Source organism: Paenibacillus sp. ACRRY, from assembly GCF_022346995.1.
Lineage (GTDB): Bacteria > Bacillota > Bacilli > Paenibacillales > Paenibacillaceae > Paenibacillus.
In genome coordinates, this window is sequence record NZ_JAKRNM010000001.1 from 777,579 (window position 1) to 800,780 (window position 23,202).

At 42.0% G+C, this 23,202-nt stretch carries 18 protein-coding genes and 1 pseudogene; 17 read left to right on the forward strand and 2 right to left on the reverse strand.

Annotated elements, in window-relative coordinates; translation table 11 throughout:
* The first annotated feature begins 5 nt into the window (after positions 1-5).
* The 5 genes from MH144_RS03320 (at position 6) to MH144_RS03340 (ending at position 6,687) form a co-directional block, all read left to right on the forward strand.
* Positions 6-935: a carbohydrate ABC transporter permease gene (locus tag MH144_RS03320; RefSeq protein WP_239297654.1), complete on the forward strand. Its 930-nt coding sequence runs from the start codon at positions 6-8 to the stop codon at positions 933-935.
* Between the two features lie 79 nt (positions 936-1,014).
* The gene (locus MH144_RS03325; RefSeq protein WP_239297655.1) at positions 1,015-2,511 is read left to right on the forward strand and encodes an ABC transporter substrate-binding protein; all 1,497 of its coding nucleotides are present in this window, start codon (positions 1,015-1,017) and stop codon (positions 2,509-2,511) included.
* Positions 2,512-2,679: 168 nt separating this feature from the next.
* Positions 2,680-4,407 (forward strand): sensor histidine kinase, encoded by a 1,728-nt coding sequence (locus MH144_RS03330; RefSeq protein WP_239297656.1) that lies wholly within the window; start codon positions 2,680-2,682, stop codon positions 4,405-4,407.
* A gap of 3 nt (positions 4,408-4,410) precedes the next feature.
* Positions 4,411-5,172 (forward strand): response regulator transcription factor, encoded by a 762-nt coding sequence (locus MH144_RS03335; protein ID WP_239297657.1) that lies wholly within the window; start codon positions 4,411-4,413, stop codon positions 5,170-5,172.
* Positions 5,173-5,178: 6 nt separating this feature from the next.
* A complete protein-coding gene (locus MH144_RS03340; protein ID WP_239297658.1) occupies positions 5,179-6,687 on the forward strand; it encodes an ABC transporter substrate-binding protein in 1,509 nt (502 codons plus the stop codon).
* Positions 6,688-7,129: 442 nt separating this feature from the next.
* Here MH144_RS03340 and MH144_RS03345 read toward each other — a convergent pair whose 3' ends face one another.
* A complete protein-coding gene (locus MH144_RS03345) occupies positions 7,130-8,194 on the reverse strand; it encodes a GntR family transcriptional regulator (RefSeq protein ID WP_239297659.1) in 1,065 nt (354 codons plus the stop codon).
* A gap of 266 nt (positions 8,195-8,460) precedes the next feature.
* On the opposite strand from MH144_RS03345, the gene MH144_RS03350 reads away from it, so the two are divergent.
* From MH144_RS03350 to MH144_RS03380, 6 genes are all read left to right on the forward strand, one after another.
* Positions 8,461-9,798, forward strand: a complete 1,338-nt coding sequence (locus MH144_RS03350; protein ID WP_239297660.1) for an ABC transporter substrate-binding protein — start codon at positions 8,461-8,463, stop codon at positions 9,796-9,798.
* 84 nt (positions 9,799-9,882) lie between these two features.
* Positions 9,883-10,779, forward strand: a complete 897-nt coding sequence (locus MH144_RS03355) for a carbohydrate ABC transporter permease (protein ID WP_239297661.1) — start codon at positions 9,883-9,885, stop codon at positions 10,777-10,779.
* Between the two features lie 31 nt (positions 10,780-10,810).
* Complete coding sequence (locus MH144_RS03360) at positions 10,811-11,629, forward strand: carbohydrate ABC transporter permease (protein WP_481857338.1); 819 nt, start codon at positions 10,811-10,813, stop codon at positions 11,627-11,629.
* A 28-nt stretch (positions 11,630-11,657) separates the two neighbouring features.
* On the forward strand, positions 11,658-12,641 hold the full coding sequence (locus MH144_RS03365; RefSeq protein WP_239297663.1) for a glycoside hydrolase family 43 protein: 984 nt from the start codon (positions 11,658-11,660) through the stop codon (positions 12,639-12,641).
* Positions 12,642-13,291: 650 nt separating this feature from the next.
* The gene (locus MH144_RS03375; protein WP_239297664.1) at positions 13,292-13,645 is read left to right on the forward strand and encodes a hypothetical protein; all 354 of its coding nucleotides are present in this window, start codon (positions 13,292-13,294) and stop codon (positions 13,643-13,645) included.
* Between the two features lie 478 nt (positions 13,646-14,123).
* Positions 14,124-14,303, forward strand: a complete 180-nt coding sequence (locus tag MH144_RS03380; protein ID WP_239297665.1) for a DUF6440 family protein — start codon at positions 14,124-14,126, stop codon at positions 14,301-14,303.
* A gap of 325 nt (positions 14,304-14,628) precedes the next feature.
* On the opposite strand, the gene MH144_RS03385 is transcribed toward MH144_RS03380, so the two are convergent.
* Entirely contained in the window at positions 14,629-15,180 is a 552-nt protein-coding gene (locus MH144_RS03385; protein WP_275439948.1) for a cupin domain-containing protein, read from the reverse strand.
* A gap of 570 nt (positions 15,181-15,750) precedes the next feature.
* On the opposite strand from MH144_RS03385, the pseudogene MH144_RS03390 reads away from it, so the two are divergent.
* The 6 genes and pseudogenes from MH144_RS03390 to MH144_RS03415 all read left to right on the forward strand — a co-directional run bounded on the left by MH144_RS03390 (position 15,751) and on the right by MH144_RS03415 (position 23,174).
* Positions 15,751-16,486: pseudogene (locus MH144_RS03390) on the forward strand (phosphotransferase).
* Between the two features lie 289 nt (positions 16,487-16,775).
* Positions 16,776-18,257, forward strand: a complete 1,482-nt coding sequence (locus tag MH144_RS03395) for a spore germination protein (protein WP_239297666.1) — start codon at positions 16,776-16,778, stop codon at positions 18,255-18,257.
* 3 nt (positions 18,258-18,260) lie between these two features.
* Complete coding sequence (locus tag MH144_RS03400; protein WP_239299242.1) at positions 18,261-19,469, forward strand: Ger(x)C family spore germination protein; 1,209 nt, start codon at positions 18,261-18,263, stop codon at positions 19,467-19,469.
* A gap of 160 nt (positions 19,470-19,629) precedes the next feature.
* Entirely contained in the window at positions 19,630-20,826 is a 1,197-nt protein-coding gene (locus tag MH144_RS03405; RefSeq protein ID WP_239297667.1) for a GerAB/ArcD/ProY family transporter, read from the forward strand.
* Positions 20,827-21,122: 296 nt separating this feature from the next.
* Complete coding sequence (locus tag MH144_RS03410; protein WP_239297668.1) at positions 21,123-21,419, forward strand: MerR family transcriptional regulator; 297 nt, start codon at positions 21,123-21,125, stop codon at positions 21,417-21,419.
* Between the two features lie 105 nt (positions 21,420-21,524).
* Positions 21,525-23,174 carry an amidohydrolase gene (locus MH144_RS03415; RefSeq protein WP_239297669.1) on the forward strand — a complete coding sequence of 550 codons (1,650 nt, stop codon included), beginning with the start codon at positions 21,525-21,527 and terminating at the stop codon, positions 23,172-23,174.
* Positions 23,175-23,202 lie beyond the last annotated feature (28 nt).

Genomic DNA, 23,202 nt, shown 5'->3' on the forward strand with positions numbered 1-23,202 from the left:
GGAAAATGTCAACACCAACTAGCTACGATTCCGGTCTTGATAAGTTCAACCGAGTCGGCAAAGGAACCAACATTTTTTTTCATCTGATCTTTATTATTCTGGCTTTGTTATGCGTAGTACCCATTGTCGTGGTGTTGTCCATTTCACTGTCTAGCGAGGCTTCCATTCGAGAGACTGGCTACCAACTCCTGCCATCAGCATTTTCGGCTGAATCATATAACTATATCGTCAAGCAGGGCTCCATGATTATACGTGCGCTCGGTGTCTCCGTATTCGTTACGTTAGTAGGCACGCTGATCGGTGTTCTGCTCACCACAACGATGGGCTATGCGTTGTCTCGCCCACAATTTAAGCTAAAAGGACTGCTGACGTGGATCGTATTCATCCCAATGGTTTTTAATGGGGGCCTGGTCTCTAGCTATTACATCAATTCAACGATGCTGGGATTAAGTAACACCATCTGGGCGCTGATTCTGCCTTTAGCCGTTTCCTCTTTCAATGTAATCATTTGTAAAACGTTTTTTAAAACGACCATTCCCGACGGGCTGATTGAATCGGCAGAGATCGACGGAGCAGGGCAATTCCGCATCTTCTTCACGATTGTGCTTCCAATCTCACTTCCTGTTCTAGCGACGATTGGCCTATTCCTGTGCTTCTCGTACTGGAATGATTGGTTTCAATCGATGCTGTACATTGACGACCAAGCCTTATATTCACTGCAGGCACTGCTGAACAGCCTGATGAGTAACGTTGACGCGCTGGCTAAGAACGCTTCAACAATGGGCATAAGCTATGCTGAACTTGTAGCCACCATGCCCAAAGAATCAGCCCGTATGGCTGTTGCGATCATTATCGTACTGCCTGTCGCACTGGCCTACCCCTTCTTCCAGAAATACTTTATTTCCGGTCTGACGGTGGGTGCAGTCAAGGGTTAACCCGAAATAAATCTGGATTTCCAGGTTTATCATATTTCCACGGGATCAGAGCGTGATAACTTAAGGGAGGGAATACAGAATGAGAGCACGGTTTAAAACATGGTTAAAGGCACCGCTTTTGATCGGAGCTATATCGATGGCAATTATCGGTTTGGCAGGCTGTTCCGGTACAGACAACAATAATGCGGCAAACAACACGTCGGCGGAAAACCAGGAAACGAATGCTACCGGTGAGGTGCCTACGCTGGTATGGTGGACGATCGGTGGACAAGTGCCAGCTAATTTCGACCAAGCAATCGAAAAGATAAACGAGTATACGGCCGAAAAAATTGGTGTGAAAATTGATCTCCGTGTTGCCAGCTGGGGCGATTGGGACACCAAAATCAATACAATTGTAAACTCCGGCGAAGCTTTCGACATCATGTTTACGAATAACGGAAAATACAGCCAGCAGGTCAACATGGGCGCATTTACGGATATTACTGACCTTGTGCCAAATACGGTGCCAGACCTGAACAGCTATATCCCAGAAATGGTATGGGACGGGACGAGGATCGGGGGCAAGATTTACGCTGTTCCAACATATAAGGATTCTTCTTTAACCCAGTACTGGGTGTTTGACGATGCACTCGTTCAAAAGTATAACATCGACCTAGCGGGCATCAAGACACTGCAGGATCTGGATAAGCCATTCCGAGACATCAAGGCTGGCGAAGGCAAGGGATTCTACCCGCTCTCCCTGACTCAGGGCGAAGGGATTAGCGGCTTCTTTAATGACTATGACGATATGACCTTGGGCTTTCAGCCGATCGGTGTGAAGGCCGAAGATGAGTCCCGTACAGTCGTTTCCGTTCTGGAACAATCGGATATCCAGGAGAAGCTGAAGCTCATGCATCAATGGTACAATGACGGCATCATTAATCCTGACGCGCCGACCAAAATCGAAGCTGACCCTTATCGCCCGTTCTTCAGCGCTCAAGCATTCCCTGGTGCGGAAGTGAACTGGCAAATTTCCGCAGGCATTGAGAAATACGACATGGTTCAAATTTTGGGTCCAATCTATACAACCAGCACGATCCAAGGATCCATGAACGCAATCTCCGCCAATTCGAAGTATAAGGAAGAAGCGCTTAAATATCTGGAACTGGTCAACACCGATTCTAAGCTTCGTAATATGCTTGCCTATGGTGAAGAGGGTGTTGATTTTGATTATGTAAACGACAATACGGTTGAACGGAAAACGGATTCGTGGCCGCTAGCCGCCTATACCCAAGGCACATTCTTCAACATGGCAGTTACGAAGGGAGCACCTGAAGATCAGTGGGATCAGGTCCGCAAGCTGAACGAGGCGGCGACGTCATCTTCGATACTTGGTTTTGCACTAGATATTAGTGAACTCGGTACTGAAGTAGCCAATGTAAAGGCTGTATGGAATAAATACAGTTATGAGCTGATTACTGGCGCATCGGATCCAGAGAAGCGAATACCGCAAATCATAGAAGAGTTGAAGAAAGCCGGCATGGATAAGATCATGGAAGCCGCACAAGAACAGATCAACACATATTTCAAATCGTAATCTTTGAGAAACAATAACCCGAGCGGATTCGTTGTGGCCGTTCGGGTTTTCAGATTTATAGAGACTTTGCATTCATTTCGAGCGCTTATAAGTGATTGATTTGTTCTACAAATAGCTATATGGTAAAACTATAAGTCTCAATATAATCCAACGGTTAAGGAGAGCGTTATGTTTTCCTTTTTACAAATTAAAATCTACCGTCGTAAATTTATTGCTTATACGATTTTTACGTTATTCATGGGTCTGATTTTGAGCATATTGACTTCGCTTGTTTTGCTGCAGCAGTGGTTAGAGAATGCTCAAAATCAAGCCGCAGATGCCTTCTCCAGAGTTGAAAGTATGCTTCAAAATGATTCTGATCGGATCGAAGCCTATTTGCAGCGAGTATACTCTAATAATGGTCTAGTGACAGATGTTCGCTTTTTTCTCGCTAATAGCGCGGAAGGCTATCTGACGGCAAGACTTCAGAATAGCCGTTACGATCAACCTCTTGCTTCGTTTCCAGAAGACGTGAAAGCTTTTCTTGGCAATGGTCAGGAAGATATCCTCCAGGTGAGCCTACATACCGAGGAAAGAGGTAATGTGTTGCGTTTCGCTAGTAACGGAGCCACGAGCTTCTTATTTAATCTGCCTAACACGGATGACATATTTCGAGAGACAATTCAAAGAGGGTTTGTCATCCGAAAACAGCTGCTGGACGAAAAGCAAATTTCACGCCAGCTCGGTGAATTCCGGTTTCTGGTCAGCAGTGATGTATTATTTAAAGATGTGCAAAACTATCGGTGGATTGAGACAGGAGTCGTCAGTACAGCTGGGGATGTCTACCTCTTGAACACCGGAGACGGCGCCAAACAGGAATTATTCAGAAGGGTGGCATCGAACGAACGTAGCAAAGGGTTTATGCAGTTAGGTAAGCTGGACCGCGTGTTTTATGTGACCCATTCATCGAATGCTTACGACTACCAAATGGTCAGCATTGTAGACATGTCCGTCCTTATTCAGCAAAAATCCGGCATGCTGCTTATCGTGTTCTTCATTTTCTTGGCGGCTATGGTCAGTTTTCTCCTGCTAATCGGCTACAATCTCCGTGAGGACGCAGGTTTTCTACAACGGATTATCTATTCCATCCAACGTGTAAAATCAGCCAATTTCACGCCAGTTAGTCCGACACGCTATCGGAAGAACGAGTACGGAATGATCGCTAGGGAACTCGACGATATGACACTTCAGCTTAACCAACATATACGGACGGAATATTTACTGAAACTGAAACAGCAGGAGACTGAAATGAAAGCGCTTCAAAATCAAATTAATCCTCACTTTTTGTATAACACACTTGAAATTATTAGATCTTTCGCGCTGGCAGGCCGCGCGGTCGATACAGCGGAAGCAGTGGCTACACTAGGCTCTTTATACCGTGAAATCGTGAAAAACGAAGATATCATTCTGCTGGGAAGCGAGCTGGATTTGCTGGGGAAATACCTAAAGATCATGGAATTTAAATATCCTGACAGGTTTTATTATCAAATCAATGTGGATCAGGCATTACTGTCTCTGCCTACCGTTAAGTTCTGGATGCAGCCGCTCGCGGAGAACTTTTTCGTTCACGGATTCCATTCAGACGAAGAGTTTAATTTGCTTGTTGTGAACGGCTCGGAATATGCCGACTCATATGTATTGGATATCGTAGACAACGGGAACTCGATCTCGGAAGATCGATTGGCCGATATACGCCGCAATCTGTCTATTGTGGGGGATTTTGCAGAGGAAAGCATTGGCTTGCGCAACGTGTATACACGGCTTCGTTTTTTCTATGGAGAGAGCTTTACCATGCAAATTGAAAATAACGTGGAAGCTGGTGTCAAAATCACCTTAACTATTGTGAAGGAGGCATAATGTATGTACAAGCTTCTGATCGTTGACGACGAGCCTTTAATCCTGGAAGGAATCAAGCGAACGCTGGACTGGGAAATGCATGGATTTAGTCAGATCGAGACCAGCGAAACCTATGATGATGCACTAACGAAGGCCATGGAGTTCTGGCCGGACTTGGCGATTTTTGACGTTTGCATCGGCAAGGAGCGCGGTTATAACGCCATTCACAAGCTTAATAAATTGCGGCTACCGACGACCTATATCATGATGAGTGGTTATGGCGAGTTCGAATACGCCCTGGAGGCAATTCATTGCGGGGTTAAGGATTATCTGCTCAAGCCCGTTGAGCGTGCAAAGCTTCAAGCTCTGGTTGAAAGGGTCATCGTCGAAGATTTGAATGGTACGCTGGAGAGAAGCAATTTGGACCAACGTGATATAGATCCCATATTGCAAGTACGCTATGACAGCTTGTCTAAGCTGACCAACCGCATTCTGTTAATGGTTAGAGCTGAATACGACCAAAATCTCAATCTCAAGTTGTTGGCGAATCGGTTTCGCATGAACGGCACTTATCTTGGACAGCTGTTTCTGAAGGAAACGAAGATGAAATTTTCGGAGTATCTTATGGCTTACCGGATGTTATGTGCACGAGATCGTATTCAAGCAACGAACGAGAAAATTTCGACAATTGCTCTGTCCGTCGGCTATGCCAATCTGAACTACTTTTATACGCATTTCCAAGCTTACTTCAGCAAATCGCCTTCTGATCTGCGGAGGAAGGAGTAGTGCAAAATGATACAACAATGTATCCGGAACACGTTTGTAAAGGTTGTCCTGATTACAACGTTGTTGGCGCTGCCTTTGTCTGGCTGTATCTCAAGTTTGGACACGAGTGAGAAGGCTGACGATATCGAAACGGTGAATCTGATTTACTATACGCTCGGCAATTCTGATCCGGATCTGAAGATGGTTAACGATAAAATCAACGAGGTGTTGGCTAGGAAAATTGGAGTCACCATTACATATATAAAGATTGGATGGCAGGAGTACAACGACCGGATCAATACGTTAATTTCAACGGGGACCCCTTTTGACATCGCCTTTACCACAGATTACTCAAGCTACGTTCAACGGGGGGCTTGGTTAAGACTAGACAGCTATTTATCCAGTATTGGCAAGGATATGTACGATACGATCGACCCTATATTATGGCAGGGTGTACGCATGGAAGACGGCGGCATCTACGGCGTGCCAACGAATAAGGAGCTCGCGGTTCGTATGCAGTGGATGTATCCAGAAGCGCTTGTCCAAAAGTATAGCATTGACATTACGAAGTATAACACCCTGGAGTCTCTGGAACCCCTTCTTCAAATGATCAAGGACAAAGAACCTTCCTATCAGACGATGGAGCTGGACAAAGACTCTCAAAACTTCTTCGCTATGTACGGTTACGAATATGTGCTGGACAAACCACTGCCTCTCATGGTGCGTTCCCTGGATCCAAACGCGCCGGTTATCAATATATTTGAGACTAAGGAAGCTAGAGAGGTGCTGGATACGATCCGAAGCTTTTACGTGAAGGGTTATATCAACGAGGACGCTGCCTTACGGGAGAGCCAAAATCTCAAACGTGAACAAAAAGTTTTCTGGAAATCTGCAGGAGGAGGTCCGCTTTCGGAAAACAGTTGGAGTAAGGATCGCGGCTACAAGGTCGTCTCTCATCCCGTGACGCCTGCTCTGATTACGACAGAATCTGTTCGGGGCGGGATTATGGCGGTAAACGCAAAGTCAGCGCATCCGCTTGAGAGCGTTAAATTTTTAAATCTACTCAACACAGACCCCGAGATCCGTAATTTGTTTAATTACGGTATCGAAGGTGTGCATTATACGCTGGATGAAAAGGGACAAGTGCTGCTAAAAACGTCTGAAGAAAGTGACGATCCGGTTGCGCCAGTCGGATATGAAGGTGTGCAGTATACGCAGGGAAACTGGTTCATTCTAAAAACGATTGGTGGAGAATATCCGGATCCATTGGATAAGTGGGATCAGTACCGTGCGGCCAATGCGGAATACGTCAAATCGAAGTTGCTCGGATTCACGCCGGATTTATCCGGAGTGTCTATTCAGGTCAATCTCATAAAAATGGTTTGGGAAAAGTACTATTCGAGCCTGATGACAGGCAGTGTGGATGTGGATATGGTGCTGCCCAAGTTCAACGAGGAGCTCAAGCAGGCGGGTTTGGACGATGTGCGGGTTGAAATACAAAGGCAGCTCAATGTCTGGCGTGTTGAGCACCCATGATAAGAATCAAATAAGCACGAATGATTTATCACTGCAAATAAGAAAGTATTACCGGAGCACAGTATTTAAAAGAAAAAGCAAGGAAGGGGAACATAAAAACAAACAAATCGAGCTAAGTGAACGAACATCGAGTTACTAGTCGAGGGACAAGAACATGATCCCATTGAAGTCGCTATTATAGCGGCTTTTTTGATTTAAGGAACCAAGTCTTGTCCCAAGCTGAGGCCAAGAACATTGTGTCATTTCGGATTAGTTAATTATCTAAATAGTACTATGATGGAATCATGTGGCGATATAAGTAGAATGAATTGAAACTTCGCTTGAGCGAGTTTTTTTGTATCATGAACTAGCTTTTCTGTGCAGACAATTATGAAAAATGTCGTCGGTAAAATCCAATTAATATGCCCAGTTCATCTATCGTCTGGCTGCAACGTTTGTCGTGTCAAGGGAAGATGAGTTGTACGGGAATGACGGCGTTCTTAGGAGAATAAATATTTTCCATTTGTTCACGTAACAGCTTTACGGCCGTTCGTGCCATTTCCTGTTCATCCTGCTGCACATAAGCTACGCCTGAAAGATGTGGATTATCGAAAGATAGCAAAACGATATTTGAGTGATCGTTCAGACGACTGATCGCGGCCGATGTAAGACGTGCGGTTTCTTCAGTGAGCGAGAAGGCTGCCGAAATTCCACTGTGGTCCTGCAAGAAGTCGCTAACATAGTCCAATGCTTGCTCGCCGCGTAGAATGTCGAGAGGGATGTGACACCACAAGCTCTTGTCAATCGAGATGCCTTGATCTGTGTACGCCTGCTCGAAGCCGAGCGTGCGATCCTCGACGGCTGTATTGGCATTTTCAGGTGAGATGAGCGCAATCTGCTGATGACTCTTGGATAGCAAATGGGAGACAGCCTTGTAAGCACCGCCGTAATTGTCGGAAGTAATGGTGTACGTCTCAATGTTGCGCAGATAGCGGTCGATGAACACACACGGGAATTTGTCGAGCGACAGACGCAGTAATGATTCGTTGTACTTCTCATCTTCTGTCGGAAAAACGATCAGCCCCTTCACACCGAGCTCTGTTAGTGTACGAATGACGTTTGACTCAATAGAGGAGGACTCGCGCGTGATGCTTAGGATCATGCTGAGACCGGCTTCATGCAGGAATTGTTCCGTGTAGTCAACGAGCTTCTGAATGACACGGGTCCTCATCGTCGGAATGATGAAGCCGATGAGCGGCATGGAGGACGCGCTGCATGGGGATGGCGGAGACTTGATGCTGGAAACAAGAAGACTAGAAGAGACGAATGAGCCTTTGCCTTGAACGCGTATAATTAAGCCTTCGTCAGCTAGCAGGGTTAGGGCGTTCCTGACGGTTATTTTACTTACTCTGAATTCGTCCATTAGTTCTTGCTCAGAAGGAATGCGGTCCGTTGGCCGAAGCTGCCCTGATTTAATTTTTTGAAGAATATCTTCTCGAATTTGTTTGTAGAGCGCCAGCTTTTTCAAAAAGTTGCATCTCCCCATAAACTTTATGATTTTATAATCAATTGGTTATATAAAGCATATTTCATCTATATTATAATACGGCATGTAAAGCGCTTACAATATGGTATTTGAGAAATTGTTGCGAAGGGGTCTTTTCTTTGAACGGTTAGAATTTATGTTAAGGATGGTGGTGGTGCCTAGGTAAATTGAACCCGCTTAAATTAATAGAACTAACTAGTCAGCCGACTTTTCAAATGCATAACCAAAAAAGAGAGGATGACGAACAAATGAAAAAACGCAGTACTATAATCTCCATCGTTACAGTCCTTATTATGTCACTTGTTTTTACAGCCTGTGGTGCACCTTCTGATTCAAAAACGGAAACACAGCAATTAGGCGCTAATGCCGGTGAGAATGCAACAGAATTGTCATTTTGGACCTTCGTAGATTTGCACGGTAAGCATTTGGATAAAATGCTGGGGTTATGGAACCAAGAGAACCCAGACAAACAGATTAAGTTGAATGTAACGGTCATGCCTTACGATGATATGCACAACAAGCTCTTATTGGCAGTTACAAGCGGAAAAGGTGCTCCTGATATCACGGATATCGAGCTGGGTCAATTCCCTAAATTCCTGGAAGGTGACAACGTTCCACTGGAATCTTTGAATGATGTATTTGCACCATACAAAGACGTTGTTGTTCCTTCACGTGTCGAGATTTACTCCAAAGCCGACCAGGTTTATGGCTTTGATTATCACGTAGGTGCCACGCTTGCTTTCTACAACACTGAAATTCTCGAACAAGCAGGTGTTGACTACAAAACAATCAAAACGTGGGAAGATTACAAACAAGCAGGGATCAAGGTTTATGAAAAGACTGGCAAGTACTTAGGTACTGCTGATACATCAGCTACGTGGCAAGCATCGCTTCTGCTAGCTCAGCAAAATGCTGATTTTACAGATGAAAATGGTAATCCAAAAGTGAACTCGCCTGAAATGATTAAAGCGTATGAAATGTTAGTCGATCTGCAGAAGAACAATGTTATTCATACGATCCCTGGCGGTCAACCCGACACAGAAGAAGCAAAAGGCGAATACAACAAAGGCAACTACGCAAGCGCATTAATGCCTGAATGGTACATGTCCCGCTTTGTAAACGAAATGAAGGACCTTAAAGGGAAGTATGCAATTGCTCCATTGCCTGTATTTGAAGAAGGTAATCCTCGTTCTGTTGGCTTAGGGGGTACTGGCACAGTTGTTACTAAGAATGGTAAAGACGTTCAGTTGGCCAAAGAATTTGTAGCCTTTGCCAAGCTTTCGAAAGAAGCTACGACTGAAATCTGGAATACACTTGGATTTGACCCAATCAACATGGAAGTATGGCAAGATGATGCAGTAACGAAAAACCCTGATAATGAATACGTCCAATACTTTAAAACAAATGCATTTGATACTTTGAATGAAATCAAGGACGAAATTAGAGCGATCAAGTCCGTTAAAGCTTCACCGACCATCGGCAATATCTTCAATACGGTTACCTTGAATGCTATCTTTGAGGATGGCCAAGACGTGAAGGAAGCGCTGGATGAAGCACAAGAAGCAATTGAACAGGAATTGAAATAAATATAATCAGTAAATGATTTGATTAAACCTGTCGGCAGGTATAGTGGTCGGCAGGTTTAACCATAGTCAAGGGAGATTGAGAATATGATAAAGAAATTTGTATACTCTCAAAAGGTTGCACCTTATGTTTTTGTATTGCCATTTATACTCATATTTTTGTTATTCTGGTTCTATCCGCTTGTAAATTCTTTCATAATGAGCTTTCAAGATAAGATGTTGGGACAGGATCCTAAATGGGTTGGTGAAGCGAACTATTCGAAATTACTTACAGATAAAGTGTTTTTGACGGCTATTAAAAATAGCGTTGTGTACATGATAGGAACCTTAGTGCTGTTAATTCCCTTTCCCATGTTATTCGCCGTTATGATCAACAGTAAGTTAATGCTGGGAAGAGAGTTTTTTAAATCTTCGTTCTTTCTCCCTGCATTGACATCTGTGGCAGTTGCGGGTACCATTTTCCGCCTTACATTTGGTGAAATGGAAGGTTCATTAATGAACAGTTTCCTAGGTCTATTTGGTGTAGAGCCTATTAAGTTCCTGAAAGACGGAGAATGGAGTATGGCAGCACTGTTAATCCTCGCATGTTGGAGATGGACAGGTGTTAATATGCTGTATTATCTATCCGGTTTGAAAAGCATTGACAATGAATATTATGAGGCTGCTTCAATTGATGGGGCATCTGCTTGGCAGAAGTTCAGAACGATCACAATGCCATTATTGAAGCCGACCACGGTATATGTTACGACAATTAGTGTTTATGCAGGTTTAGCCATGTTTACCGAGAGCCTGATGATGTTTAACGGTAACAATTCACCCAAAAATATTGGCTTAACCATTGTTGGATTTCTGTATAGACAAGGGATTGAGAAGAATAAGCTGGGTTACGCAGCTGCAGTTGGTATCATTCTGTTAATCATTGCTATGGTTATCAATTTAACGCAGTTGAAATTAAGTGGAATGTTCAAAAAGGAGGAGGATTAAAGTGGGCAAAAGTCAGACAAGGAATAATTTTATTTCCAGAATAGTAATTATTTGTTTGTTCATAATTCTATTCGTTATAATTATGATTCCATTCTATGCAGTGGCCCTATCTTCCTTTAAACCAGGTGAATCATTAATTAGATATGGTCTTAACCTAAATTTGGATTTTAGTATCATGAGTTTTGACAATTTCATCTATCTGTTTACTGGAGAACATGATTATTTTGTATGGTTTTGGAACAGTATGACTTTAACCATCGTTCAAGTGGTTTTAACACTTTTTGTAAGCGCATTTGTTGGATATGGTTTCGCAGCATATGATTTTAAAGGGAAGAATTTCCTCTTTATATGTGTTTTGCTTATTATGATGGTGCCTTTCGAAATACTGCTGGTTCCTTTATACAGCTTAGTTAATGATTTGGGAATGGTGAATAGCTATTCGGCAATCATTCTGCCCGGTATAGCCAATGCCGCGACAATATTTTTCTTCAGGCAATATCTACGAAGCATACCCAAAGAGATTATTCAATCTGGACGGGTTGATGGCGCAAACGAGTATGCGATTTATTTCAGACTCATTATGCCGATTATGAAGCCATCCTTTGCAGCAATGGCCATTCTGAATGGTATGAATAGCTGGAATAATCTATTATGGCCATTCATGGTGCTCGGAGATCAGAGTAAATATACACTTCCAATCGGTTTGAAAACGTTATTAACTCCTTATGGTAATAACTATGATCTATTGATCGTGGGCTCCTTCTTCTCCATCATTCCAATTTTCATACTGTTTATTGCTTTCCAGAAATATTTCATAGACGGTATGACTGCAGGTGCTGTTAAAGGGTAGTAAATATTATGATGAAGCAGGTGATAAGATGGAAATCCAACAAAGAGCATCCCACGACATTCAACCATTAATTGAGCAGAGAGCAGATCCGTTTATTTACCGACATTCGGACGGTTATTATTACTTCGTAGCATCCGTTCCGGAGTATGATCGGATTGAAATCCGTAGAGCCCAGAACCTTGAGGGGCTTGTTACATCAAGTCCTGTAGTGATCTGGAGAAAGCGTGAGACGGGTATCCTTAGTGCCAATATTTGGGCGCCTGAACTGCATTTTTTTGATGACAAATGGTATGTATATTTCGCTGCCGCACACACGACGGATACGAATGAAGGCTTGTTTGACCATCGGATGTACGTGCTAGAGAATGAAAATGCTAATCCACTCGAAGGCAGTTGGACGGAAAGAGGACAGGTTCGTACCTCGTGGGAAAGCTTCGCCCTCGATGCCACTACCTTTGAGCATAATGGCAGCCGTTATTACGTATGGGCACAAAAGGATCCGAATATCGAAGGTAACTCCAATCTATATATATCTAAAATGGCCAATCCGTGGACGCTGACTGGGCCGCAAACGATGATTTCGATGCCGGAATATGACTGGGAGATCATTGGTTATAAAGTGAACGAAGGCGCGGCATTTCTTCGCAAGGGGAATCGGGTATTCCTCTCTTATTCGGCTAGCGCCACAGATTTCAATTATTGCATGGGCCTGCTTGAAGCCGATGCGGATGCGGATTTGCTCGATGCCGCCTCATGGAGCAAGTCGCAAGCAGCGGTTCTCTCGACAGATGAGAGTATCTCTATGTATGGTCCCGGTCATAATTCCTTCACGGTGTCAGAGACGGGCGAAAAGACGCTCTTTGTGTTTCACGCAAGAACGTACAAAAACATTATAGGAGATCCGCTGTACGATCCGAATCGCCATACATTTGTGACGGAGCTTTTGTGGACGGCTGACGGCAGACCGGATTTCCGCGGCTCTGTTGCAGCACTTGCACGTTCTGTACAGTGAATGAGTGTGCCAACAAGGTTGATTGATGTTTTGATTTCGTTTATCCAACTTGCAAAAGAGAGACAGTAAGAACATCGAGGGCACCCAGTAGGGTGCCTTCGATTTCGCTCTACAGATAATGCGTCGAACCGTTCAACAAGTACTAGTAAGTTGCCTTAAAACTTGCAGCTCATTTAAAAGTACCAGTATTTAATAAATTCGGGGGAGCGGAAGTACTAGAATATCTTGAAATTTCGGTCCGGTTATCGGGCCTGACGAAATATTAGTAAGTATGAAAGCAGTCGGACCGAATTTTGCAGATATTTATAGAAGGAAAAGAAACTAGCATCTTACTGCGAATTCCCCGTTTTAAGTTATGAAGGAGCAGGAATCGTTGAAAAAACGGTAGCAATTGTCCAATGAAAATAAAGTATATTCTTAGTGCTTAAGTTAAAGATAAGTCCACTGATTAAGCAGTACATGCTACACGCGTAGGTTCTTTAATACGTGATTGGAAATAAAAATATAATAAGGACGTAACTCGCGAAGGCCCGGGAGCGTTCTTTTATTGAAATAACGGGCAGTGCTTAGACTTTTATAAATTAAAAGAGGTATTAATGGTGTTATATGTAATTATGGATTATTTGAAAAGATAATGGGGGAATCAAAATATGGAGCGTAAAATTCAACTAATGGAAACCTACATAAATATCGAATTTGAAAACTCACCCTTTTTAAAATTAGATAAAGGGTTGCAAATTCCATACTCCTCAATCAAGGGAATAACAACAGGTAGACCGATACCAAATGCTTTTAAACTATATGGTGCTTTATTAGGAGAAATGAGAAATGGTTTATTCAGATCAAATGGTGGCTATCAACTGCACTTTTTTGAAAATGAGCTTGAAACTCTTCATTTAGATTTGAATAGCTTTAAAGTTGGTATGTTCAAAATATCAAAGCTGATCATTGGTGTTGAAAATCCTGAAGAAATAAGTATAAATATTTCCGAAAGAGTGAAGTGATAATTTGTTGATGAACGGTACTATTTCTTGTCAATTACTCAATGAATTGAACTTAGAAAATGGAATGAAACAATTGAATTCCCTGAAATTTGTCCCTATGCATACGCTTATTTTTTTGGAGAACATCTCTTTTAAAGGAGGAGCATTTCTCTGATCAGATCGACAATTATCAAATGAAAATCCGCAGAGGTATTGTTATGGGGGGGCTTCCCTGGATCCTTGAAAAACTAGGTTTTCCTGATGGATCTACTACAAGTCAGATCTTTGTAAGAGCCAGTGAATTAAACTTGGAGTTGTGCAGCACGAAGTAAAGCTCTATACAACGAACCATAATGGATAGAAAATTTTATATTAACTGTGTAATAGCTTAAATAAAGTGGCATATAAATGTTTTATTGAATTTAAGACGGCTATCAAGGAATTGTACTTAAAGTAGTAAAACATTTTAGCAATTACAGGATTGAGGGAGAGTGGGTTAATGGATAGCAAACGTTTTGAAATTATTTATACTCAAGGATCCCTAGAATTCTTTAAGATTATTCGTGATAATCAGACGGGGGTTCTATATATGTTGAATCTTTCTGCTGCTGGAAGTGGATTAACCGTTTTGGTTGATCAAGAAGGGAAACCTTTAATCGATGAGAATTTTAAAAAATAGTTTATTCCAGTAGCGGAAACATGGTTAGAGAAGTCATGAACGGACGTTTTTAAATACGGGAAACGTTAGTTTAATAAGATAGATGAACAAATTCCGTGCCAAGAATATCCCCAAAATGCTAGTTGGGATTGTTCAAGGTAGGCTTTCACTTCGACAAGCGTCATTTTAAATTGGAGTTATTATGGTGTGGATACGAATTTTATTAAAAATCAGTTTCAAACAAAAAAATGTCTCTTATAGATTCATTACAAAAGCCTGATTTCTCTGTGCCTATTAAAGAGAATCAGACTTTTGTATGTAAGACTGTAAGTTCACGTGAACGGGATTAAACCGATTCTCCTTCGGAAGACAGCGCAATGGATTTCGTTTCATGAACTGTTCCATATGGATGATGAGGCGGGGCATATATTACATATAATTTAAGAGGTATATGGCCAGTATTTGTAACATTGTGCCATGTTCCAGCGGGTATCATAATGGCATAGTCTTTATAGGCCGTCACTTGAAAATCTAATCTGTCTTTTCGATCTCCCATTTGAACAAGTCCCTGACCTTCTTCAATACGTATGAATTGATCGGTTGCCGGATGTATCTCCAAACCGATATCTTCGCCAACATGAATACTCATCAGAGTCACTTGAAAATACTTACCCGTCCATAGAGCAGTTCGATACGTTTGATTATGTTTTGCTGCCTGGTCAATATTTATTACAAGAGGCCGTTGCCCATAATCCGTTAACTCTAAAGGGGAAAGGTGACTAACGTTCTGATTTCCCTTGCTCAATGGGGGGGTCACCCCATAATGGCCGTCGTTATCCCAGGTGTTGGGCATGGGATTATTCCCATGATGATCGTGACGAGATAATTTATGGAACATATTAATTCTCCTCGCAGTTGTAGTGTTTACTTATATTCTATGCAGATGCCTATATAATGGACTGCAACATTTTCGATAATGGGCGAGTGCCTACTCTTTTTGATAAATACACATCGATTGTTATGTTTAGTACTCACTTATAAACATGGAAGTTCATATTCGAGCTCCCTGATCGCTGCGGCCCTGTTGGCAACCAATTGTTTATACAGTTTAAAGGTGCAGAGTATGTGCCACTATCGTACTTGTCATCGTTTTTCTTTACTGCTTCGAAGATTGCGTTACCATGCACACTCTTTTTCAAGTATAAGATTAGAAATCAAATAGGAGAGGGAAGGCATTACGCTAACGGGAAACGATAGCTCAATAATACCAAGAAAGCAGTTGATCCCTGTGAGCGGCTGCTTTTGTGCAACTAAAGTCAGGATAGTTATATTAAAATATCCATTTGTAGATGGAGAGCGGTCAATGAACGTGATCAGGGATGAGCAAATTAACTAACGGGTAATTATGACTAACTTCCAGGGAATGTAAACATCTAAATAACGTAAGGAATGAGGAGGCAGACAATTCATGGCAGGAACGAATGTATGGGATGCGGATTGGGAGGTTAACGAAGAGCAGGCGCGGACGCTGATTGGCAGACAATTCCCTCAGCTGTCATCGAGGCAAGTAAAGCGATTGGGCTGGGGCTGGGACAATACGGTTTTTCTCATCGGGGACGAGTACGTGTTCCGGTTTCCAAGAAGAACGATTGCAGTTGGTTCGATTCGTATGGAAAGCAAGTTACTGCCGAAGCTGGAGGCATATATGACCATCCCCTATCCGAAACCGTTGTTTTATGGCGAAGCAAGTGATGAATACCCGGCACCATTTCTTGGCTATGCCTACGTGCGAGGAGATTTCCCAATCGGTTTGACGGAAGAATGCCGGGCTTTATCGGCAGAGACGTTGGCGAAATTTTTGCGAGGACCGTGTTGAGGCGGTGAATGCACTGCTACATGGTGATCTTCATTTCAAAAATATGCTTGTGAATGAGAACGGGATCGTTTCCGGCATCATTGATTGGGGCGATCTGAACGTAGGCCATCCAGCTTGCGATTTGAGCGTTGCTTATAGCTTTTTACCACCTTACGCTCGCGGCGTGTTTTTCGAAACGTACGGAGGAGCGGACGAGGAAACGAAGCTGCTAGCGCGGCTGATCGCGGTATACATCCCCATACTGATCTTAATGCAAGCGGTCGATGACAGGAATGAAACGATTGCGGTAGAGGCGAAATCCAACATCATGCGGGCGCTGTCGGATTAGGCTCATTATAACTAAGAACGCAGCTGATCCATGAAATCGGCTGCTTTTGTTAAGCTAATGGTCAGGTTAGTTGAGTGTTTTACTAAATAAAAAATGGCCACTACATTCGTATACTAGATTCTTTGTATAACTTAGAAAATTAATTTTTTCACATTGAAATACTACGCTAAACCAGATACCAGCACAGATAACAGAAGCGAATAATACGGCAATTGAATTATTTCTTAGCTTTGCATAAATTCTTTAACTAACGCGAATAATTTCTCTGAGTTAGTAAAGGAGGATCAGTATGGTTGCCGGAGAAAATTCTCAAGAGACTCAGACGGTAGATATCACATTTTCTACCAATTTAGATGCCAACATTGCTTTTATTCGTAAGGAATTGGGGTATAGCAGTGATCTGATTGTTAGAGAATTGAAAACAAATGAGCAGGCTGACTTGTATGCTTGTCTGATATACATTGATGGATTAACAGATATCCAGGATATCCATGAGAATATTTTGAAGATACTGAACTCTGAGAGTTTCTCTAAACAACGAAATTCCAACGCTGACATATTCTCTTTAGTGAAGAATTTGGTTGGCACACAAGAGATTACTCATATCAATGAAGTCTTTTCTTCCATATTTAACGGCAACACCCTCATTCTGTTGGATGGGCATAATTCCGCCATTGTATCCGATACACCAGGAGGGGATCAACGAAGCATATCTCCACCTGAAGAACAGGTGGTTCTACGGGGACCACGGGATTCTTTTACCGAAAGCTTAAATACGAATACAGCCCTGATTAGAAGGAAAATAAAAAGCAAAGACTTATGGATCAAGACTAAAACAATAGGCTCCGTTTCTCAAACGAGCACATCAATTGTTTACATAAAAGGACTGGCTGATGATCAAGTCATTCAAGAATTGGAATCAAAATTGGACAATATACAGATTAAAGGCGTGTTGGATAGCGGAATCATAGAACAATTTATTGAGGAAAATCCATTCTCTCCCTTTCCCACTATTTATAACACGGAGAGACCCGATATTATTGCAGCAGGTTTAATGGAAGGGAGAGTAGCGATAATCGTTGAGGGTTCTCCTTTTGTGTTGTTGGTTCCCGCGGTTTTTATACAATTTATTCAAGCGCCAGAGGACTATTATCAACGTACCGATTATGGCCTATTGCGGTTATTACGGATTTTCTCTTTTTTCATAGCATTAATTGGTCCATCTTTGTTTATTGCGTTGACCACTTTTCATCAAGAGATCATTCCCACTGAACTTTTCATTAGTATTACCGCAGGAAGACAAGGCGTTCCGTTTCCCACACTCATTGAAGCGATTATCATGGAAGGTACATTTGAAATTTTGCGAGAAGCTGGTCTTCGAATGCCCAAAGCCGTAGGACAGGCCGTTTCCATCGTCGGTGCGCTTGTGATAGGTCAAGCTGCCGTAGAAGCAGGGATTATCTCACCTAGCATGGTCATTGTTGTTTCGATCACCGCGATCTCCTCTTTTGTTTTACCAGCTTACAATATGGGCATATCTGTTCGGATTTTACGTTTCCCACTCATGTTGATGAGTGCTTCGTTTGGTTTATTTGGCATTTTTATAGGTATGGCTTTACTGATCATTCACCTCTGCAGTTTATATTCCTTTGGTACACCCTATTTATCACCATTGTCCCCCTTTAAGCTTGCTGATCAACGAGACACGCTCATCCGAGTTCCACTATATGGATTGCTGCTGCGCGGGGTATACAAAAAAAGAGACGAATAGGTGATGGAAATGGGAAGAAAACTCGGAATTTTGTTGATGTTAACGGCTATGGTAACCCTTATGACGGGATGCTGGGATAAGATGGAAATTAAACAACTCGTTATTGCTGTGGGTTTAGGCATTGATAAGGTTGGTAATGATTATTTAGTGTCTGTACAAGTGGTAAACCCGAATGAACTAGGGGTCAATAGCAAGGGAAGTGGAGAGGCTCCGGTGACCGTGTACAAAGGGACGGGTAAAACCGTTTTTGAAGCCATCAGGAAATTAACCAATACTACCCCGAGAAAACTGTATTTTTCACATTTACGTATTTTTGTCGTTGGGGAAGAAACTGCGCGAAGGGAAGGACTCGGCAAAATCATTGAATTTGTCTCTCGAGATCACGAATTAAGAGCCGATTTTGATATCATTGTTGCCAAAGATCTGAAGGCAACAACGGTGATAGAAAGTCTATCGGTGATTGACAAAATACCAGCACAAAACTTGTTTTCTACGCTGGAATTATCAAGTAAACAGTGGGCATCCACAAGTACAGTCAAAATTGATGATTTGATTGATGAATTAATGACCGAAGGAAGTTCTCTTGTTGTGACTGGTGTGAGATTAAAAGGGGATAAGCCCGAACTTAACAAAAAAGGAATTTTTGAAACGACGAGCCCTCCTGCCCGATTAGAGTATGATGGTCTGGCTGTTTTTAATAAAGATAAATTAATTGACTGGTTAGATAAGGATGAGAGTAAAGGATACAATTATGTGCAAAACAAAGTAAAAGGGACTGTGGGGACTATCCGTTGCCCAAACCAAAGCGGCAGACTCTCTATCGAGGTACTGGACTCCAAAAGTGATATCCATATCAGAAAAGAGAATGAAAAGCAGCATCTTGGAATTCGAATACGTGCTGAAGGAAATATAGATGAAGTTCAATGCGAGATTGATCTTATGAAACCCGGAGAAATATCCGAGCTTGAACAATTTATCGAAGAGGAGATTAAATCCTTCATTCAAAAAGCATTAAACAAAGAATATGCGATAAAAGCGGATTTGTTAGGGCTCGGCAAACGTATTCATCAGTTGAAGCCAAGCCTGTGGAAGGAATTAAAGCAAGACTGGTCCAATCATCTGCAGGAAATACCGGTTGAAATTAATGTGGATTTTAAACTACGTGAAACAGGAAAAACCAAAAATTCCTTTTTAGATAAGATGAAGGAGTGATATGGTTGATGATCAGTGTTAACGTCACGGGAATGCTCGTGCTCGTTGCCTTTTTTATTTGGGCTGGTACATATGTTCTGAGAACATCACCCAGAGAACTATTTATTTACAATGCGATTATTGTTATTGCAGGAATTATTGGTGTATTAAAACTACTCCGATGGGGCCCACCGACTCCTCTTATTTTGGTGAGTTGGATATTTCATCCGATAAGTCAGTTCGTTTCCAATTTGCAGAACATGTGAGGATTATTACGATGAAAAATGACGCAAAAGCAGACTATATTCAATTTACGATTCTAACAACTTTGTTTACAGTGGGTACTTCAATCCTCATAACCCCGAGTAGTTTGGCACAAGCTCTAAATCAGGATGCATGGTTGGTTCCCTTTTTTTCAATTATACCGGCAGTGATTTTCTTGGGTGTTTACAAGTGGCTTTTTAATCATCAACCTAACAAAACCATCGTCGAAAAAATGCAGGAGATCCTGGGTTCATGGTTTGGGACATGTCTATCTATATTATTTATCATTACAGCGTTTTTGGCGGCTGCCATGGTACTTTATGATGTAAGCAGGTTTATCAAGACTGTTTTTATGCCGGAAACTTCGGTTATATTTATTAATTCACTATTTACTCTATTGCTGGTTTACGGATTAATGTCGGGATTTAACACTCTGGTCAGAATGGTACAGATTATGTTTCCGTTTTGTGTGCTGCTGTTTGTCATGATGGTTATTGCTTTGATCCCGGAAATCAAAATTCAAAATATTCAACCCATCTTTGAGGCTCCTTTATATAAATATACGTATTCGACCCTTTCACTCGCTAGTATTGTGTATTTCCCCCTGATTTTCTTTCTCATGCTTCAACCCAAAGAGTTGCAACATCCCAAAAATAGTTTTAAATCGTTTATTGTGGGTGTTTTCATTGGCTCATTGATCAATGCATCCATTATTTTATTAAATATTTTGGTTGTAGGATCAAACGTTACATCCATTCAGGAATATCCCGCGTACCACTTAGCTCAAAAAATAGAAATTGGGGGTTTTATAACCCGGGTGGAAGTTGTGATTGCTTTAATTTGGTTGTTAACCTCTTTTGTTAAATTACTCGTATATTTCCATTCCGCCTTCCTCGGCTTCACGCAAATCTTGAACATAAAACACAAAAAATCCTTTGTTATCCCCATGGCTTTTTTGTTAATTGTGATCTCTGTAGACATTTTTCCTAACTCTATTTACGAGAACAAGTTTAATGCAACGGTTTGGATAGGCTGGATTACAACATTTGCTATCGGTCTGCCTGTTTTGCTGATTGTCATTGGCGTATTGAAAAAGCGGATTAAGGGTAAATAAGCGAATAAAAAACAAAGGAAAGCACTCATGCTATCACCAATAAAGGAACGAGGTGAGACATATGGACGTTTTTGAACATGTATACAGTCCGTTGGGAAAAATGGCTGTCCACAATTGTGGCTGCCATCCCGATCTAGTTTTTGATTGTAGCACTGACCATGAAAAGGGATTACTTTTATGATTATTTTTCAAAGTTATATACAACACAGTCAATTTCGTGTGATAATAAGCAACAATATTACGTTATATTAAATAACATTATGTTAATTAAATTCATTAAAAGAGGTGAACTTTTAATGTTGGACAAAGATAATTATAAAGAAAAAAAAGTTATTACCATTGGAACGGTTTGTGATTTGACTGGATTGTCCGCCAGAAAAATTCGATATTACGAGCAGCGAGGACTGATATTTCCCGAAAGATCAAGTACAGGAAATCGGAAGTATTCGTTTAAGGACATTGAGACGCTGATGGAGATCGCCAATCATCTAGAGGATGGATTCAGAACGTTTGAAATCAAGCAAGATCAAAAAAATAAAAATAATGTTAGATTATATAACAGACATAAGGACAACAAGAACGATTTTTTTTAAGATAACTGTAGTATCAGTTGTAATGACATCACTACATGATGACAAGCGAAGATACTGAGAAAGCAAGAAAGAGAGTACATCATTCATATGCAAGGGGGCTTTAAGATGAAAAACGTGGATTTACTTCTTACCAATGCAAATATCCTCACGTTGGACGGTGCTAATCGAGTTGCAAAGTCGGTCGCTGTAACCAAAGGAAGAATTAGCGGTATTTGGAGCCAGCCAGAACCGCCTTCAAATGCGGTAAACATGTCAGCGCAAACCAAAGTCTTGAATTTAAGGGGTGCAACGGTTATTCCGGGATTTATCGAGACGCATAATCACATTCTGGCATGTGCCTACTTAAAAGGAAACGTAGATTGCAGCAGTCCCTTGAATACCACAATTCAGGATATTTTAAATGCAATCGAAGAGAAAGCAGCTACTATGACTGCTGGAGAGTGGATACAGGGCCACAGTTACGATGATACTTCGCTGGCTGACAAACGGCACCCCACCCGTGAGGATCTGGATCAGGCCGCTCCGAATCATCCCGTTTACATTACACATATTAGCGGTCATATCGCCGTAGCCAATTCCAAGGCAATTGAGCTAGCGGGCATTGATGATGATCAGTATACAGACAATCCTCATTTTGGCAAAGATCTTGCTGGAAGATTAAACGGGGTTTTGTATGAAGCTCCAGCGATGAATGCTTTCCAAACGGTACTTCCGGTGATGGATAAGTCCACTTTTCTCGAACGACTGGGCGAAGCCGCTCGAGATTATGTCGCGCAGGGTATTACAATGACCACGGATGCAGGGGTCTGGGATCAAGAAAGTTTAACCATTATACTCGAAGCTGCGAAAACTGGCATTATGCCTATGCGATCACAGCTCATGATTATGCACTCTTTGTTAACAGAGCAGGGCCTGTTTGCAAATTACTCTGCAAGTGAGGTGGAACAGGAAATTGACAAACGTTCCAATGGAAGAGCTCGTCTGGACAGTGCTAAATTGTTTCAGGACGGTTCAATTCAGGGATTAACTGGTGCTTTACGGGATCCGTATTACTGCAACAAGGAAGAGAATGGCCAATTATTTTACGAGCAGGCTGCTCTTAACGAGATCATTTCCAGCTTGCACCAACGAGGATTTCGAGTTGCTATTCACGGTAATGGTGACCGAGCAATAGGCTCGATCCTTGAAGGTTTCGAATATGCATTACAAGCGATGCCACGATTGGACCACCGCCACCGGATTGAGCATGTACAAACGGCGGCACTAGAAGATCTGGACAAAATGGCGGAGTTGAAAGTAGCAGGCTCATTTTTCATCAATCATGTCTATTATTGGGGCCAACGCCATGAGCAGATTTTTCTGGGTCCTGAACGGGCGAAAAGAATAAGTCCATTGAAAGATGCGGTAGATCGTAACCTACTGTTCACCCTTCATTCGGATTGTCCTGTAACGCCAATCTCTCCTCTTTTTCTAATCTGGGCTGCAGTGAACCGTCAAACCAGAGAAGGCGACATATTGGGACCTGATCAAAAAATCGATGTGATGACGGCGTTGAGAGCAATGACAATCGACGGAGCCATATTGAATTTTCAGGAACAGAATTGCGGAAGTATTGAGGTTGGGAAGTATGCCGATTTTGCAGTATTGGATAAGGATCTGACCACCGTGAACCCGTTGGATATCAAAGACATAGAAGTTTTGTATACCATTATAGACGGGGTAGTTGAATATGAAAACAAGAATGTAAAGGTTTAGAAGTGACAGTACAAGTGAAACGTCTATA

Excerpts from the sequence above, each read along its gene's own strand:
- MH144_RS03320 (WP_239297654.1), top strand. The coding sequence starts at position 6 with ATGTCAACACCAACTAGCTACGATTCCGGTCTTGATAAGTTCAACCGA.
- MH144_RS03325 (WP_239297655.1), top strand. The coding sequence starts at position 1,015 with ATGAGAGCACGGTTTAAAACATGGTTAAAGGCACCGCTTTTGATCGGA.
- MH144_RS03330 (WP_239297656.1), top strand. The coding sequence starts at position 2,680 with ATGTTTTCCTTTTTACAAATTAAAATCTACCGTCGTAAATTTATTGCT.
- MH144_RS03335 (WP_239297657.1), top strand. The coding sequence starts at position 4,411 with ATGTACAAGCTTCTGATCGTTGACGACGAGCCTTTAATCCTGGAAGGA.
- MH144_RS03340 (WP_239297658.1), top strand. The coding sequence starts at position 5,179 with ATGATACAACAATGTATCCGGAACACGTTTGTAAAGGTTGTCCTGATT.
- MH144_RS03350 (WP_239297660.1), top strand. The coding sequence starts at position 8,461 with ATGAAAAAACGCAGTACTATAATCTCCATCGTTACAGTCCTTATTATG.
- MH144_RS03355 (WP_239297661.1), top strand. The coding sequence starts at position 9,883 with ATGATAAAGAAATTTGTATACTCTCAAAAGGTTGCACCTTATGTTTTT.
- MH144_RS03365 (WP_239297663.1), top strand. The coding sequence starts at position 11,658 with ATGGAAATCCAACAAAGAGCATCCCACGACATTCAACCATTAATTGAG.
- MH144_RS03375 (WP_239297664.1), top strand. The coding sequence starts at position 13,292 with ATGGAGCGTAAAATTCAACTAATGGAAACCTACATAAATATCGAATTT.
- MH144_RS03380 (WP_239297665.1), top strand. The coding sequence starts at position 14,124 with ATGGATAGCAAACGTTTTGAAATTATTTATACTCAAGGATCCCTAGAA.
- MH144_RS03385 (WP_275439948.1), bottom strand. The coding sequence starts at position 15,180 with ATGTTCCATAAATTATCTCGTCACGATCATCATGGGAATAATCCCATG.
- MH144_RS03395 (WP_239297666.1), top strand. The coding sequence starts at position 16,776 with ATGGTTGCCGGAGAAAATTCTCAAGAGACTCAGACGGTAGATATCACA.
- MH144_RS03400 (WP_239299242.1), top strand. The coding sequence starts at position 18,261 with ATGGAAATGGGAAGAAAACTCGGAATTTTGTTGATGTTAACGGCTATG.
- MH144_RS03405 (WP_239297667.1), top strand. The coding sequence starts at position 19,630 with ATGGGGCCCACCGACTCCTCTTATTTTGGTGAGTTGGATATTTCATCC.
- MH144_RS03410 (WP_239297668.1), top strand. The coding sequence starts at position 21,123 with ATGTTGGACAAAGATAATTATAAAGAAAAAAAAGTTATTACCATTGGA.
- MH144_RS03415 (WP_239297669.1), top strand. The coding sequence starts at position 21,525 with ATGAAAAACGTGGATTTACTTCTTACCAATGCAAATATCCTCACGTTG.